The organism is Rhizobium sp. BR 249, from assembly GCF_047445895.1.
Lineage (GTDB): Bacteria > Pseudomonadota > Alphaproteobacteria > Rhizobiales > Rhizobiaceae > Rhizobium.
This window is the reverse complement of sequence record NZ_JARWKX010000005.1, coordinates 1-15,507: the sequence shown is the minus strand read 5'-3', so window position 1 is coordinate 15,507 and position 15,507 is coordinate 1. Positions and strand designations below refer to the sequence as shown.

15 protein-coding genes are annotated in these 15,507 nt (G+C 62.7%); 9 read left to right on the top strand and 6 right to left on the bottom strand.

Annotation, left to right across the window (positions count from 1 at the left end; translation table 11 throughout):
• Window positions 1-158: 158 nt before the first annotated feature.
• Complete coding sequence (locus QD408_RS06440) at window positions 159-491, top strand: hypothetical protein (RefSeq protein WP_088684634.1); 333 nt, start codon at window positions 159-161, stop codon at window positions 489-491.
• A gap of 67 nt (window positions 492-558) precedes the next feature.
• On the opposite strand, the gene gcvA is transcribed toward QD408_RS06440, so the two are convergent.
• The gene (gcvA, locus tag QD408_RS06435; RefSeq protein ID WP_088684633.1) at window positions 559-1,455 is read right to left on the bottom strand and encodes a transcriptional regulator GcvA; all 897 of its coding nucleotides are present in this window, start codon (window positions 1,453-1,455) and stop codon (window positions 559-561) included.
• A 101-nt stretch (window positions 1,456-1,556) separates the two neighbouring features.
• Here gcvA and QD408_RS06430 point away from each other — a divergent pair, with 101 nt between their 5' ends.
• The gene (locus QD408_RS06430) at window positions 1,557-1,760 is read left to right on the top strand and encodes a hypothetical protein (RefSeq protein WP_414138722.1); all 204 of its coding nucleotides are present in this window, start codon (window positions 1,557-1,559) and stop codon (window positions 1,758-1,760) included.
• Here the strand turns inward: QD408_RS06430 and xdhC are convergent.
• From xdhC to QD408_RS06410, 4 genes are all read right to left on the bottom strand, one after another.
• Window positions 1,736-2,551 (bottom strand): xanthine dehydrogenase accessory protein XdhC, encoded by an 816-nt coding sequence (xdhC, locus tag QD408_RS06425; protein ID WP_414138721.1) that lies wholly within the window; start codon window positions 2,549-2,551, stop codon window positions 1,736-1,738. The two genes, QD408_RS06430 and xdhC, sit on opposite strands and share 25 nt — an antisense overlap.
• Before the next feature lie 114 nt (window positions 2,552-2,665).
• Window positions 2,666-5,005, bottom strand: a complete 2,340-nt coding sequence (gene xdhB, locus QD408_RS06420; RefSeq protein WP_414138720.1) for a xanthine dehydrogenase molybdopterin binding subunit — start codon at window positions 5,003-5,005, stop codon at window positions 2,666-2,668.
• 253 nt (window positions 5,006-5,258) lie between these two features.
• Window positions 5,259-6,722 carry a xanthine dehydrogenase small subunit gene (gene xdhA / locus QD408_RS06415; protein WP_414138719.1) on the bottom strand — a complete coding sequence of 488 codons (1,464 nt, stop codon included), beginning with the start codon at window positions 6,720-6,722 and terminating at the stop codon, window positions 5,259-5,261.
• A 28-nt stretch (window positions 6,723-6,750) separates the two neighbouring features.
• On the bottom strand, window positions 6,751-7,527 hold the full coding sequence (locus QD408_RS06410) for a 3-hydroxybutyrate dehydrogenase (protein WP_414138718.1): 777 nt from the start codon (window positions 7,525-7,527) through the stop codon (window positions 6,751-6,753).
• Window positions 7,528-7,684: 157 nt separating this feature from the next.
• Here QD408_RS06410 and glpK point away from each other — a divergent pair, with 157 nt between their 5' ends.
• The 7 genes from glpK (at window position 7,685) to map (ending at window position 14,224) form a co-directional block, all read left to right on the top strand.
• Window positions 7,685-9,178, top strand: a complete 1,494-nt coding sequence (glpK, locus tag QD408_RS06405) for a glycerol kinase GlpK (protein ID WP_414138717.1) — start codon at window positions 7,685-7,687, stop codon at window positions 9,176-9,178.
• 116 nt (window positions 9,179-9,294) lie between these two features.
• Window positions 9,295-9,669, top strand: coding sequence for a YciI family protein (locus tag QD408_RS06400; RefSeq protein WP_088684626.1), 375 nt, complete (start codon window positions 9,295-9,297; stop codon window positions 9,667-9,669).
• Window positions 9,666-10,925 (top strand): RNA polymerase sigma factor, encoded by a 1,260-nt coding sequence (locus QD408_RS06395; protein WP_414138716.1) that lies wholly within the window; start codon window positions 9,666-9,668, stop codon window positions 10,923-10,925. Before QD408_RS06400 ends, QD408_RS06395 begins: the two co-directional genes overlap by 4 nt.
• Window positions 10,926-11,014: 89 nt before the next feature.
• On the top strand, window positions 11,015-11,482 hold the full coding sequence (locus QD408_RS06390) for an SRPBCC family protein (protein WP_088684624.1): 468 nt from the start codon (window positions 11,015-11,017) through the stop codon (window positions 11,480-11,482).
• 188 nt (window positions 11,483-11,670) lie between these two features.
• Entirely contained in the window at window positions 11,671-11,961 is a 291-nt protein-coding gene (locus QD408_RS06385; RefSeq protein WP_414138715.1) for a GIY-YIG nuclease family protein, read from the top strand.
• A gap of 401 nt (window positions 11,962-12,362) precedes the next feature.
• On the top strand, window positions 12,363-13,424 hold the full coding sequence (locus tag QD408_RS06380) for an LLM class flavin-dependent oxidoreductase (RefSeq protein WP_414138714.1): 1,062 nt from the start codon (window positions 12,363-12,365) through the stop codon (window positions 13,422-13,424).
• 41 nt (window positions 13,425-13,465) lie between these two features.
• The gene (gene map, locus QD408_RS06375; protein WP_088684622.1) at window positions 13,466-14,224 is read left to right on the top strand and encodes a type I methionyl aminopeptidase; all 759 of its coding nucleotides are present in this window, start codon (window positions 13,466-13,468) and stop codon (window positions 14,222-14,224) included.
• 144 nt (window positions 14,225-14,368) lie between these two features.
• Here the strand turns inward: map and QD408_RS06370 are convergent, their stop codons facing one another.
• A complete protein-coding gene (locus QD408_RS06370) occupies window positions 14,369-15,307 on the bottom strand; it encodes an IS110 family transposase (RefSeq protein WP_414138713.1) in 939 nt (312 codons plus the stop codon).
• Window positions 15,308-15,507 lie beyond the last annotated feature (200 nt).

Genomic DNA, 15,507 nt, shown 5'->3' with positions numbered 1-15,507 from the left:
CCGAGAAGCCGTGCATTATTACTGTTTCATACTGGATCTGCTAAATTAGCCGATCTTGAAACTATGATGAGCGGATACAGTTAGGTTTGCGGGCCGCCGGAATGAAATAATAAGAACCGTTAGATATCGGCGGCGCATTCATCGACGGAGAGATGCCCATGCGCAGCATTCTGACGTGTGTGATGATGGCATACGCATCGTTGGCGATGGCTCACGACGCACCTTCGGGGTGGAGTTATGACCCCTATTGTTGCAACGGCGACAGTCATAATGGCGATTGCCAGATGATTCCGTCGAAAAGCGTGGCGGTGACGCCAAATGGATATCGTGTGACGCTGCTGCCGGGCGACCACCGGCTTGTCACGCATGCTCACGTCTTTCTGCTGCCGATGACGAAGGCGATGCAGTCCGGCGACGGCGATTACCACCTCTGTCTGTTCCCCAACGAGAACACCCCGCGCTGCTTCTACGCGCCGGAAATGGGATTTTGAAGCCAAACCGGCACAGCCGGTCTGGATGATGGCTTTTTCCTGGTGAGGTTGCCGGGCGCGGGATGCTTTAAACTGCGGCCGTTTTCATCTCTTCGAGGATCCAGTTGCGGAAAGCCTTGATTTTCGGCACGTTGCGGCGGTTTTCGGGATAGACGAGCCAGTAGGCCTTGCCGTCGCTGCGGGTCAGTTCGAAAGGCTGGTAGAGCCGGCCGAGCGCGATCTCGGCGGCATAGAAAGCCGGATTGAGGATGGCGACGCCGTGGCCGGCCATCGCCGCATCGGCTTCCACCGCCTGCGAGCCGAGCTGGTTGCGCGGGCGCCGGTCTAGATCCGTCTCCGTGACACCGGCCGCCTCGAACCATTGTTTCCACCAGACATCGCCGGCATCGAAGAGATCGAATTTCAGGAGATCGCGCGGCTCCCTGATGCCGCCTGCCGATTCCGCCAGCTTCGGGCTCAGCATCGGCGTGAACTCCAGGCCCATCAGCCGGTGCAGCGCCAGCCCCGGCCAGTTGCCGTCGCCCCAGCGGATGCCGACGTCGATCTGTTCACGGCCGAAGTCGATGATGTCGGAGGTCGCCTGAAAGCGCACCGCGATCGCCGGATGCTTCAGATGAAAGGAGCCGAGGCGCGGCGCCAGCCATTTCGAAGCAAAGGTGTGGGTGGAACTGATGGCGAGCGTGCCTTCGACGCTGTCGCGCGCCGTCGCCATCGCATCGTGCAGCATGGCGAAGGCTTCCGTCACTTTCGGCGCCAGCCGTTCGCCGGTCTCCGTCAGCGCGATCTGGCGGGGGCGGCGCAGGAAGAGCGGCTCGCCGACATTCTCCTCCAGCAATTTGATCTGGTAGCTGACGGCCGTCTGCGTCATGCCGAGCTCGTCGCCCGCCTTGGTGAAACTGCCGAGCCGGGCGGCGGCCTCGAAGACGCGCAGCGCATTCAGGGGGAATTGTTTCGACAGTTTCATGGATAAGTTCTCTTGATGCAGGCAGACGGTCGTTCGATTGGAATTGCAGCATTTTTGGCGGCAAACTGCAACTCATACCATCAAACGGACGAGGTGATGTCATGGATTGCCAAGCTATCGAAGAGAGCCGGCCGCGGCAGGAAATCGGCACTTTCCGGCGCCTTGCCGGCTGGCTGGCGGGAGGCGTTGATCGTTTCTGCCGTCTGCCCCGGCTCGATCTCAACGCGACGCCGGACCGCGTCAAGCGCGATCTCGGTTTCCTCGACGGGCGCGATCCCTATTACGAGGACGAGCGCATGCGGTAGGCCGCAAGTGCCGTCAGGATTTCGGCGGCGGTCATGGCGGCGATCACTTCGGGTCGTTTGTCCCTGACCGCCGAGCCGCCGATCGGCAGCGTCAACCGCTCGATCCAGCCACGCTCGCCACCGCCTTCGCGGGAAAGCCAGCTTGCGAAGGTGGCGCGCTTGGTCGCCGAGCCGATCATGCCGGTATAGGCGAGGTCGGTTCTCTCAAGCGCCTCGCGGGCGATGAGGAAATCAAGCGCGTGGTCATGGGTCAGGATGACGACCGCGCCGCCTGAGGGAATATCCTTCACCAGCGCTTCCGGCATCGGAACGAGCCGGGTCTGGGTTCCATCCGGCAGGTTGGCGAGTTCCTCTTGCCTGGTTTCGACGACCGTCACCGACAGAGGCAGCGGCGCAAGGGCTGCCGCCAGCGCCCGGCCGACATGGCCGGCTCCGAAGAGCAGCACCTCGGGCAAATGCTCGATTTCGCCGGCGAGCCTGGCTTCAAGCTCCTCTTTCAGCGCCTGTGTCAGCCGCCGAAACCGCAACTCAGTGCGTCCGCCGCAGCATTGGCCGATCTCGGGGCCGAGCGGGATGTCCATGGTGGGTATGCCGCCGGTTCCGGCCAACATCTCCCGCGCGTTGTGGATCGCCATGAACTCGAACTGTCCACCGCCGATCGTGCCCCAGAGGGCGTTCGCCGAAACGAGCATGAAGGCGCCGGCCTCGCGCGGGGTGGAGCCTTGCGTGCCGGTGATGTCGACGAGGATTGCGTTGGGGTGGGTGGCGAGGAAGGTGGGGAGGTTGGTCATGGGTGGACGGCCGATGGGTATGTGGGCGTGGCACCCCCCTCTGTCCGGCAGGACAGAGGGGGGTGCCACTCACTCCGCCGGTCCTGCCCAAACAACAAATCAGCCGGACGCATCCTACACCCGCTTCATCCGCTCCACCGCCATCAGCACGCGTTCCGGCGTCGCGGGTGCATCGAGCCTTGGGCAGACCTTGTAGTCCGCCACGCTCGCCACCGCCATCGACAGTGCTTCCAGCACCGAGATCGCCAGCATGAAGGGCGGTTCGCCGACGGCCTTGGAGCGGCCGATGGTGGCTTCGGCATTCTCCGACCATTCGGCAAGCCGGACGTTGAAGATCTTCGGGCGGTCGGAGGCGAGGGGGATCTTGTAGGTGGATGGTGCGTGAGTGCGCAGGCGGCCCTTGTCGTCCCAGCATAGCTCTTCCGTCGTCAGCCAGCCCAGGCCCTGGACGAAGGCGCCTTCGACCTGGCCGAGGTCGATCGCCGGGTTCAGCGAGCGGCCGACGTCATGGAGGATGTCTGTTCGGTCGATCAGATATTCGCCGGTCAGGGTGTCGATCGAGACCTCGGTGCAGGCGGCGCCATAGGCGAAATAATAGAAGGGCGTACCGCGGCCGGCCTTGCGGTCCCAGTGGATCTTCGGCGTCTTGTAGAAGCCGGCGGCGGAAAGCTGGACGCGGGCGAAATAGGCCTGCTTGATGAAATCGGGGAAGGCGATCTCGTTCTCGCCGACGCGCACCCGGTTCGGCAGGAAGACGACGTCGGAGGGGGCCACATTCCATTTTTCCGTGGCAAAGGCCACCAACCGTTCCTTGATCTGGCGGGCGGCATCATAGGCGGCCATGCCGTTCAGGTCCGAGCCGGAGGAGGCGGCGGTGGCCGAGGTGTTCGGCACCTTGGCAGTCGTCGTCGCGGTGATTTTCACTCTGTCGATATCGACCTGGAAACTGTCGGCCAGTATCTGCGCCACCTTGGTATAGAGGCCCTGGCCCATTTCGGTGCCGCCGTGGTTCAGGTGGATCGAGCCATCCTGATAGATGTGAACGAGGGCGCCGGCCTGGTTGAAGGCGGTCATGGTGAAGGAGATGCCGAATTTGACCGGCGTCAGCGCGATGCCTTTCCTGATGTAGCGGCTGTCGCGGTTGAAGCCGATGATGGCGTTGCGCCGCGCCCGGTATTCGGCCGTTTCCTCCAGCTCCTCGACGACCCGGGCGATGATGTTGTCCTCGACCTCCTGATGGTAGGGCGTCAGCGTGCGCCCGGAACCCGGCTGTCCGTAGAAATTCAGCTTGCGGATATCGAGCGGGTCCTTGCCGAGGGCATAGGCGATCTCCTCGATGACGCGCTCTGCGCCGAGCATGCCCTGCGGCCCACCGAAGCCGCGGAAGGCGGTGTTGGAGACGGTGTGCGTCTTCAAGGGCTTCGAGACCAGGTTCACATGCGGGTAAAAGTAGCTGGAATCGGCATGGAAGAGAGCGCGGTCGGTGACTGGTCCCGAGAGGTCGGAGGAGAAGCCGCAGCGCGCCGCGTAAGTCGCGTCGACCGCGTGGATGCGGCCTTCTGCATCGAAGCCCACTTCGTAATCGACGAGGAAATCGTGGCGCTTGCCGGTGGCGCTCATATCCTCGTCACGGTCGGGGCGGAATTTGATGGCGCGGCCGAGCTTCTTGGCGGCGAGGGCGGCAAGAGCGGCGAACTGGCTGCCCTGCGTTTCCTTGCCGCCGAAGCCGCCGCCCATGCGGCGCACGTTGACGGTCACGGCGTTGGAGGGGATATCGAGCACGTGGCCGACGATATGCTGGATCTCGCTCGGATGCTGCGTCGAGGACCAGACGGTCACTTCGTCGTCCTCGCCGGGGATCGCCACGGCGATATGGCCTTCGAGGTAGAAATGCTCCTGTCCGCCGATGCGCATCTGGCCTTTCAGGCGCATGGCGGCGTTCGGCATTTCCGTTTCGGGCTCGCCGCGATGGAGCGTCATCGGGGTAATGACGAGAGGGCTGCCGTTGGCGAGCGCGCCGTCGATATCGCTCCAATGCGGGAGGTCGCGATAGTCGATCTTCGCGAGCCGCGCAGCGCGACGGGCGGCGTCGCGCGTCTCGGCGATGACGGCAAAGATCGGCTGGCCGTGGAACTGCACCAAAGTTTCGGCAAGCAGCGGCTCGTCATGGCTGCCGTTGGAGCTGGTGTCGTTGATGCCGGGCACGTCCTTGCCGGTGAAGACCCAGACGACGCCGGGATGGGCGGCGACCGCGGAAAGGTCGATGCTGAGGATTTCGGCATGCGCCCGGTCGGAGAGGCCGAGTGCGCCGTGCAGCAAGCCCGCGGGTTCGGGGATGTCGTCGATGTAGTCGGCGGTTCCGGTGACGTGTTTGTGCGCGGAATCATGGCGCAGCGAGCCGTGCATGGGGCCTGAGATGACGACTTTGGGGTCTTCGAAGGTGGACTTGTCCATTAGATCAGTCCTCCGCGAAGGGAGTTAGGAAATGCGGCTACTTCGCACTCCCTCATTCCTGTGCTTGTCACAGGAATCCAGCCACGGCGCGTCTGCGCCGTGAATGATTCATATGCTGACGGAGAAGGGTTTCCTGCGCCCAAGGACTTGGGCGCGCTGGATTCCTGTGACAAGCACAGGAATGAGGGAGAGGAGGAGGCCGCGACTATTCCCATCAATGCTTGCATTCCGGGCGTTCTGATCAATGTCTCCATCACGCCACCTCCTCGAACCGCTTGAGCTCCGCCGGCGCGCCCACCGTTTCCAGATAGAACCGCGTCAGCAAATTCTTCGCCGTCAATTGCCGGTATTCCGCCGTGGCGCGCCAGTCGGTGAGTGGTTGGAAATCGGTGTCGAAGGCGGGGCGGGCGGCTTCGATGGTGGCTTCCGTCCAGGGCTTGCCGATCAGTTCGGCCTCCACCGTGCGAGCGCGTTTCGGCGTTGCGGCCATGCCGCCGAAAGCGATGCGGATGTCGGTGATCGTCTCGGCATCGTCGAGCGTCAGCAGGAAGGCGCCGAGCACGGCGGTGATGTCCTCGTCGCGGCGTTTGGTGATCTTGTAGGCGGCAAAGCGGCTGGCCTTGGGGTAGGGCACGAAGACGCTTTCGACGAACTCGCCGGGTTTCCGGTCCTGCCTGCCATAGGCGATGAAAAAGTCTTCGAGCGGTATTTTGCGCTGACCTTCAAGGGAGCGCAGCGTCAGCGTCGCGCCGAGGGCGATCAGCGGCGGCGGGCTGTCGCCGATCGGCGAGCCGTTGGCGATGTTGCCGCCGATCGTGCCCATGTTGCGCACCTGTTCGCCGCCGATGCGATCGATCAGCCGCCCGAACGCCGGGATCTTTTTCGAGATCGCGGCAAAGGCGCCGGTATAGCTGACGCCGGCGCCGATGGTGATGCCGTCGTCGTTTTCGATGATCGACTGCAATTCGCTCAGGTGATTGATGAAGACGACGGGGCTCAGCCGCCGCATCTGCTTCGTCACCCAGAGGCCGACATCGGTCGAGCCGGCGACGACGGTCGCGTCCGGCTCCTGCGAGAGGATTTCGGCCAGTGCCTGGACCGAAGCCGGCACGATCAGCCTGTCTTCGCCGCTCCCGATCCTGATGGTGCCGCTCGCCTGCATGGCCCAGAGCCGCGCGACGATTTCCGAGCGCGTCCGCTCCAGCGGATCGAAGAGGGCGCTCGGCCGCATCTGGCTGACCTGCTCGGCCGCCTTGACGATGGGTTCGTAGCCGGTGCAGCGACAGAGATTGCCTTGCAGGGCCTTTTCGATCTCGCGGCGGCTCGGCTTCTCCTTCGTCAGCCACAGCCCGTAGAGCGACATGACGAAGCCCGGGGTGCAGAAGCCGCATTGCGAGCCGTGGCAATCGACCAGCGCCTGCTGCACCGGATGCAGGGCGCCGTCCCGGCCGGCGAGATGCTCGACCGTCACCACATGAGTGGCGTGCAGCGAGCCCATGAAACGGATGCAGGCATTGACGGATTCATAGGTGAGCTTGCCATCGGCGAGCCTGCCGACGAGCACGGTGCAGGCGCCGCAATCGCCTTCGGCGCATCCTTCCTTGGTGCCCGTCAGGCGCCGCTTCAACCGCAGAAAATCGAGAAGCGTCTCGGTCGGCCTGACATCGGAGAGGGCGATGTCCTCGCCATTCAGGATGAAGCGGATGCTGTCGTTCATGATATTCCCGGTTGTTTTTTCCAAATGGTTAAGCTGCCGTCCAGCCACCGTCAATCGAGATATGCGTTCCCGTCACCTGGCGGGCGGCGTCGCTTGCGAGATAGAGCGACAGCGCGCCGATCTCCTCGGCCTTGACGAATTCACGCGTCGGCTGCGCCTTGAGGATGACCTCGCTCTTCACCTGCTCCTCGGTCATGCCGCGGGCTTTGGCGGTATCGGGTATCTGCTTTTCGACGAGCGGCGTCAGCACATAGCCGGGGCAGATGGCGTTGACCGTCACACCGAATTCGGCAAGCTCAAGCGCCGCCGTCTTCGTTAGGCCTAATATACCATGTTTCGCTGCCACATAGGCGGATTTGAAAGGAGAGGCGACGAGCCCGTGGGCCGAGGCGATGTTGATGATGCGGCCATGCTTCCTGGCCTTCATCAGCGGGATAGCCGCGCGCATGGTGTGAAAGGAGCTCGACAGATTGATGGCGATGATCTGGTCCCACTTCTCGATCGGGAAATCCTCGATCTTCTCGACATGCTGGATGCCGGCATTGTTGACCAGCACATCGACGCTGCCGAAAGTCTTTGCGGCGGTTTCGATCAGGTCGGCGATCTCGGCGGGCTTGGTCATGTCGGCCGGATGGTAGATCGCCCGACCTTTCGACACTGATTCAATCCGCGCCACGATCGCGTTGATTTCATCGGCATTTCCGAAGCCGTTGATGACGACGTTGTCGCCGGTTTCGGCAAAGGCGGTGGCGATCGCAAGGCCGATGCCGCTGGTGGAGCCGGTGACGACGACTGATCTGCTCATGCTGTTTTCTCCTGACATCGCGATGCTGCGTTGCAACGTTTCGGGCGAGGTTATGCCCAAAGCCGGCAGGCTGGCAATTCCGCTTTATTCGCTTTTCTCGCCCGCATCCGTGTCCTATTGATTTGTCACGATAATCAACGTGCTTGGGAGGAACTTCATGAGCGGATATGTTCTGGCGATCGATCAGGGAACGACGTCGACGCGGGCGATCGTTTTTGATGGCGACATGCAGGTCGTCGGCAAGGGCCAGAAGGAATTCACCCAGATCTATCCGCGCTCCGGCTGGGTCGAGCACAATCCTGAGGAGATCTGGGACTCGGTCGTCTCCACCGTCAAGATGGCGCTGCGCGAAGCCAAGGTGACGGCGAAGGATATCGCTGCGCTCGGCATCACCAATCAGCGCGAGACGGTGGTCGTCTGGGAGCGCGAGACGGGGCGGCCGATCCAGAACGCCATCGTCTGGCAGGACCGGCGCACGGCAAGCTATTGCGACAATCTCAAGCGGCAGGATCTGGAGCGGGTTTTCACCAAGAAGACCGGCCTCATCCTCGATCCCTATTTCTCGGGAACCAAGCTCTCCTGGATGCTCGCCAATGTGAAGGGTGCGCGGGCGCGTGCGGCGAGGGGCGATCTCTGCTTCGGCACGATCGATACTTTCCTGATCTGGCGGCTGACCGGCGGCAAGAGCTTCGTGACTGACGCCACCAACGCCTCACGCACGCTGATGTACAACATCGCCGAAAACGCCTGGGACGAGGATCTGCTCGATATTCTGAGGGTGCCGGCCGCCATGCTGCCGGAGGTCAAGGATTGCGCCGCAGATTTCGGCACGGTCGACCCTGATATCTTCGGCGCTGCCATCCCGATCCTCGGTGTTGCCGGCGACCAGCAGGCGGCGACCATCGGCCAGGCCTGCTTTGCGCCCGGCATGCTGAAATCGACCTACGGCACCGGCTGTTTCGCGCTGCTCAATACCGGCGCCGACATGGTGCGCTCGAAAAACCGGCTGCTGACCACCATCGCCTACCGCCTGAACGGCGAGACGACCTATGCGCTGGAAGGGTCTATCTTCATCGCGGGTGCGGCCGTGCAGTGGCTGCGCGACGGGCTCGGCATTATCGGCAGCGCCGCCGAGACCAATGCACTTGCCGAAAAGGCCGATGCGACGCAGGAGATCTATCTCGTACCCGCCTTCACCGGCCTCGGCGCGCCCTATTGGGATGCCAAGGCGCGCGGCGCGATCTTCGGGCTGACACGCAACAGCGGCCCGGCGGAGCTTTCCCGCGCTGCGCTCGAAGCCGTCTGCTACCAGACCCGCGATCTGCTCGACGCCATGCAGAAAGACTGGAAGAACGGTGCCGAGGATACGGTGCTGCGCGTCGACGGCGGCATGGTCGCCTCCGACTGGACGATGCAGCGCCTCGCCGACCTGCTCGACGCCCCGGTCGACCGCCCGGTGATCCTGGAGACGACGGCGCTGGGGGCAGCCTGGCTCGCCGGCAGCCGGGCAGGGGTGTGGCCCGACAGGGACGGCTTTTCGGCGACGTGGAAACGGGATAGGCGCTTCGAGCCCGACATGGACGAGAAGGTGCGGACGGCAAAGCTCAAGGGCTGGAAGAATGCGGTCAAGCGGACGCTGAGCGAGGGGTGAGGGCAGCGCCACGGCAAGTTTTGAGCTGAACGTGTACGGCCGCCCGTCTATAATTTTTTAATGCGGCCTGTCGGGTAAGCGGTTACTCCTTCGTCATTCGGAAAGAGGAGTCACCGATGCTTTATGCAATCCTTTGTTACGCCCATGAGGAAACCGTCTTCGCCTGGAGCAAGGAGGAAGAGGCTGCCGTCATGGAGAAGCTTTACGCCGTGCAGGAGCCGCTGGCCAAAGCCGGCAAGCTCGGGCCTGTCGGCCGGCTGATGCCGACGACGGCTGCGACCACCGTGCGCAAGGGCAAGGACGAGGCCCTCGTCATCGACGGGCCTTTCGCGGAAACGAAAGAGGCGCTTCTCGGCTTTTACGTGGTCGACTTCGAGACGCTGGAGGAGGCTGTCGCCTTCTCGAAACAGCTATCGGCGGTCAATCCCGGCTCCACCTCTTACGAAATTCGGCCTTTCTACGTGTTCAGGCCGGGAGATGCTGCATCATGACCGACATTGCCTGGATCGACCTCGCGCTTGCCTCTGCCCGCCCCAAGGCGCTCGGCGCGCTGCTGCGCTATTTCCGCGATCTTGATACCGCGGAAGAGGCGTTCCAGGAGGCGTGCCTGAGGGCGATCCGGACCTGGCCGGAGAAAGGCCCGCCGCGCGATCCGACGGCCTGGCTGATCTTCGTCGGGCGCAACAGCGGCATTGATGCCGTGCGCAAGCGCTCGAAGCTGCAGGCTCTGCCGGACGAGGAGACGATTTCCGATACCGAGGACGCCGAAAGCGATATCGTCGAACGGCTCGACGATTCCAACTATCGCGACGATATCCTGCGGCTTCTCTTCATCTGCTGCCATCCCGATCTGCCGGCGACCCAGCAGATCGCGCTGGCGCTGCGCATCGTTTCCGGCCTTTCGGTGACGCAGATCGCCCGCGCCTTCCTGGTGTCCGAAAGCGCCATGGAGCAGCGCATCACCCGCGCCAAGGCCCGCGTCGCCAAGGCGGGCGTGCCTTTCGAAACGCCGAGCCCCGAGGAGAGGGCGGAGCGGCTTTCGATCGTCAGCACGATGATCTATCTGATCTTCAACGAGGGCTACAGCCAGGCCGATCCCAAGCATGAGGCGGTGGCCTTCAGCGACGAGGCGATCCGGCTGGCGCGGCTGATGCTGCATATGTTTGCGTCCGAGCCGGAACTGATGGGGCTGCTTGCGCTGATGCTTCTGCAGATCTCGCGCCGGCCGGCGCGCTTCAGCGCCGAGGGCGAGATCGTGCTGCTCGAGGATCAGGACCGCTCGCTCTGGAACCAGCCCTTCATCAACGAGGCCCTGGCGCTGCTCGACAAGGCGCTGCGTCACCGCCGGCCCGGCCCCTATCAGATACAGGCGGCCATCGCCGCGGTCCATTCCCGGGCAAAACGGGCTGAAGATACCGACTGGGTCGAGATCGACCTGCTCTACCGCGCATTGGAGCGCATCCAGCCGTCACCCGTCGTCACGCTCAATCGGGCGGTGGTGATTTCGAAATTGCAGGGGCCGCAGGATGCGCTGGATCTCGTCGATCCGCTCGGCGAGAAGCTCGACGGCTATTTCTATTATCACGGCCTGCGCGGCAATCTATTGAAGCAGCTCGGGCGCAACAGCCAGGCGCGCGAGGCCTTCGATCGCGCCATTGCGCTTGCCCATTCGGCGGCGGAGGCAGCCCATATCCGCCGGCAGATCGACAAGATGCAGGAAGAGGCCGCACAGCCGGTCGCAAAATAATTTTGGCTGCTGTCGGAACGCCGAACGTCGATACGTCCTTGTAACAACCTGATACGAAACAGGTTTCATTCAAACGGAGAGATGTTGAAATGACCGCCAGCACGCAGCATGAACTCGTCCTCGTTCGCGAATTCGACGCCCCGCGCGAGAAGATCTACAAGGCATGGACCGATCCCGACCTCTTGAAAGAGTGGTTCGTGCCGCGCCCCTGGAGCGTGGCGGAAGCGACGCTCGACGTCCGCCCCGGCGGCTCAAACGTCATCGTCATGGCCGATCCCGAGGGCAACCGCTATCCGAACCGCGGGGTCTATCTCGAGATCGTCGAGAACGAAAAGATCGTCTTCACCGATGCCTATAGCAGTGCCTGGGTGCCTGCCGAAAAACCGTTCTTTACGGGCATCATCCTGCTCGAAGAACTCGGCAACGGCAGGACGAAATATACGGCGAAGGCGCTGCACTGGCGCGCCGAGGATAAGGAAGCGCATGAGAAGATGGGCTTCCATGAGGGATGGGGCAAGGCGGCGGATCAACTGGCGGAACTGCTGGCGAGGATGTGAGCGGCAAGGACGGCATTGCGAGGGCTGTGCCGTCCCTATGCTTCAAGTGTGGCGCGAGGCGGTTTTGAGGATGATTCCGCTGAGGCTTCGAAGTCGTTGAATTCGGATTCGAATTGGTGATTGGGGTGCGCCGTTTGCGCTGAATTTTGTCCTGTGCTTTTCACGCTACTCTATGCCAATCTGTCGGCATGAAAGGGTACGTCTACATCCTCGCATCCGCACGCAACGGCACGCTCTATACCGGCGTGACGCGTGACCTTGCAGGTCGATTATACGAGCATCAGAACGAACTGACGCCGGGGTTTACGTCGAAATACGGGGTCAAGACTTTGGTTTGGTTCGAGCAGTATGATTTGCTGACGACTGCGATCACGCGTGAGAAGACGATCAAGAAATGGCCGCGGCAGTGGAAGCTCAATCTGATCGAGCGGGAGAATCCTGAGTGGGAGGATATTTCGTTTCACCTTCTTGGTCTGTAATGAGATGAGTCCTTCGTCGCGCGGACGCGCGACTGCTGGATTCCTGTGACGAGCACAGGAATGAGGGAGTTCTTGGCATTCGCGGAGTTCAACAACAACTGTTTACGCAGTTCAGCATCTGACAAGAGCGCTCTGAATGATACGGGATATGGGTGGCGAGGTGCACACCACTTGCTCCCTCATTCCTTTGCCTGTCACAGGAATCCAGCAGCGCCATGTCTATGGCGCAGAGACTCTTTGCCGTCGTAGGATGTTCGCTCGATTAGATGTGGCTGAAGACGCCCATCGCCCCAAGGCATCCCGCCGCCATCAAGATTCTCGAACATTCCGTTCCAGAGTTTGTATTTGCGTTCCCTTTTGGCGATCCTTATCTCCGGGTGGAATTCAACGGGATGCCGACAATGGAACTGGGGCTTTATACCTTTGCGGACGTCAATCCCAATCCCTCCCGCAGCAAGGGAGCGGAGGGGGCCGAGCGGCTGAAGCATCTGATCGAGGAGATCGAGCTTGCCGATCAGGTGGGGCTCGATGTCTTCGGGCTCGGAGAACATCACCGGCCGGATTATGCGGCGTCCGCTCCCGCGGTGGCGTTGGCGGCGGCGGCCGTGAAAACGAAAAACATCCGGCTGACGAGCGCCGTTACCGTGCTCTCTTCCGATGATCCGGTGCGGGTCTTTCAGCAGTTTTCGACACTCGACCTGATTTCCAATGGCCGGGCTGAAATCATGGCGGGGCGCGGCTCCTTCATCGAGTCCTTCCCGCTGTTCGGCTATAACCTCGAAGATTACGACCAGCTTTTCGAGGAGAAGCTCGATCTGCTGCTGGCGCTGCGCGATAGTGAGGTCGTGGAGTGGAAGGGCGAGCTGCGCGCGCCGATCAACGGGCGTGGCGTCTATCCCCGGCCGCTGCAGGATCAGCTGCCGCTCTGGGTCGCCGTCGGCGGCACGCCGCAGTCGTTGGCGCGCGCCGGCGCTCTCGGCCTGCCGGTGGCGCTTGCCATCATCGGCGGCGAGCCCCGCCGTTTCGCGCCGCTCTTCGATCTCTATCGCGAGGCGGCGCGCCGGGCAGGGCAGGACCAGGCGAAGCTGAAGACCAGCATCAACGTCCATGGCTTCATCGCTGACACGACGCAAGCGGCGGCCGAACAGTTCTACGGGCCGCAGGCCGAAGTGATGAACCGTATCGGCCGCGAGCGTGGCTGGGGACCGACCAGCCGGGCGCATTTCGACATGTCGCGCGGGCCGAGCGGCGCGCTCTTCGTCGGCGATCCCGAGACGGTGGCCGAAAAGATCGTCGCCCATCACGCGCTGTTCAAGAATGATCGCTTCCTGCTGCAGATGGCGATCGGCCTGATGCCGCATGATCAGATCATGCGCGGCATCGAGCTCTACGGCACGAAAGTGGCGCCGATCGTCAGAAAGGCGTTGACTGAAAAGGGCGAAGGGGTGAAAGCCTCAGCCTGAGGCGGCCGCGGCCGCCCTGTGGCCATGGGCGGAAGAGACGAATGGTTATCGCAAACGACGACGAACTGGTGAAGCTCAAGGAGATCGGCCGCATCTGCGCCAATGCCATCCAGGTGATGGCGGCGGCGATGGAGCCTGGCATGACGACGCTGGAACTCGACCAGATCGGCCGCAAGGTGCTCGAAGATGCGGGCGCGCGCTCGGCGCCGGAGTTCTGCTACCAGTTTCCGGGCGCGACCTGCATCAGCATCAACGAGGAAATTGCCCACGGTATTCCCGGCCCGCGCGTCATCCGCGCCGGCGATCTCATCAATATCGACGTCTCGGCCGAAAAGGACGGCTTCTTCGCCGATACCGGCGCCTCCTTCGGGGTGCCGCCGGTCAAGCCGAAGATCGAACGGCTCTGCCGCGACGGCAAGCGGGCGCTCTGGGTCGGGCTCAACCAGGTGAAATCGGGCGAACCACTGGCAAAGATCGGCACTGCCGTCGGCGCCTTCGCGCAGAAGAACCGCTATACGCTGGTCGCAAACCTCGCGAGCCACGGTGTCGGCCGCTCGCTGCATGAGGAGCCGGCCGAACTCTCGACCTGGCCGGACCCTTCGGAAAAACGCATCATGACGGATGGCCTCGTCTTCACCGTCGAACCCTTCCTGTCGCTCGGCGCGACGTGGGCCGAGGGCGGCGACGATGCCTGGACGCTCTATGCGGATCCGAAGGCGCCGACCGTGCAATTCGAGCATACCGTGGTTGCGACGCGGAATGGGCCGGTGATTTTGACGCTGCCGGATGTGCAGGTGTAGGGCTGGGTTCGGTTTTAGGGGTACCTCGCCCTTTGAGGTTGGCGTCTTGGGGACGCTTGTGCGGAGCGCTCACTTCTCCTCCCTCATTCCCTTCCTCGGTCCTTGCCCGAGGGATGTCACAGGAATGAGCGACTATCTGGGTTGTCAAGTTGCATATTCGAACTCTCTTCTCGCATCTCGTGCTTTTGCATTGAGAATGACCAGGAGTTTTCGAGCCAGCGCAATACGGACGACCATCTTCGGCTTGCCCTGACTTTGCAACCGTTGCTGGAAGGCGGCCAGATGCGGATCGTGTCTGGCTGCGATGGCGCCAACGAGGAACAGGATGGCGCGCGGTCCGGAGCGCCCGCCGCGCACCGGCCGATGCCCGGCTCTCTTGCCGCTGTCGTTGGCAATCGGCGCAAGGCCGGCCAACTTAGCGATCGCCTTGTTGGAGATCCGGCCAATTTCGGGCAGTTCGGCCATCAACCGGGCAACGGTGCGATCGGCCACGCCCTTGACCGAGCGGAAGGCCCGGTTGAGGCACGCCCAGAGCGGATCGTCGTCAATCATCGAGGCAATCTCGCCTTCGAGGCTGCGGCTCTGGCGCACCAGAAGCGCGATCACTTCGTTGAGGCTTGCCACGCTCTGCTGATCGCGGGCAGCACTCCGGCGCTGCCGCTGGACGGTCAGGTCATTGGTGACCTGGGACAGCCGTGTCATCAGCGCCGACAGCCGTATCTGCTCGGCTTTCGGCGGCGGCAGGGCAGACAGCCGTTTGGCTTCGGCATAATGGGCGATCACCGCCGCATCGATGCGGTCGGTCTTTTCCAGAAAGCCCATGGCCTCGGCAAAGCGGCGCACATGGCGCGGATTGGCGAGCGCACAGGCGATCCCCATCTCCCACAACAACAGGAAGGCCGTCCGCTCGTAGCCGCCCGACGCCTCCATGACGACCAGCTCGACATTCTCGGCCCGGCACAGCGCAGCAAGCGCGCCGATGCCGGCCGCATCGTTGCTGAAACGCTCAAACGTTCCGGACGGGCGGATATACGCATCCAGCCAGCCCTTCGAAACATCCACTCCACATATAACTCTGTTCACGGTAACCTGCCTTGTGCGTGCGATTGGAACCAAGCGACTATTCGGTCGTGCGTGACGATGACGAAGATCCCAGGCTCATCCACGGTTGTAACCGGAGGGGGGACGGGCGACTTCGTCACGCCTCTGGTCGGGTGGCCACCCGACCAGAGGCTCAATCGCTTCCATCGCACGAAATCGCTAACGTGCAGATACAAGGGGGG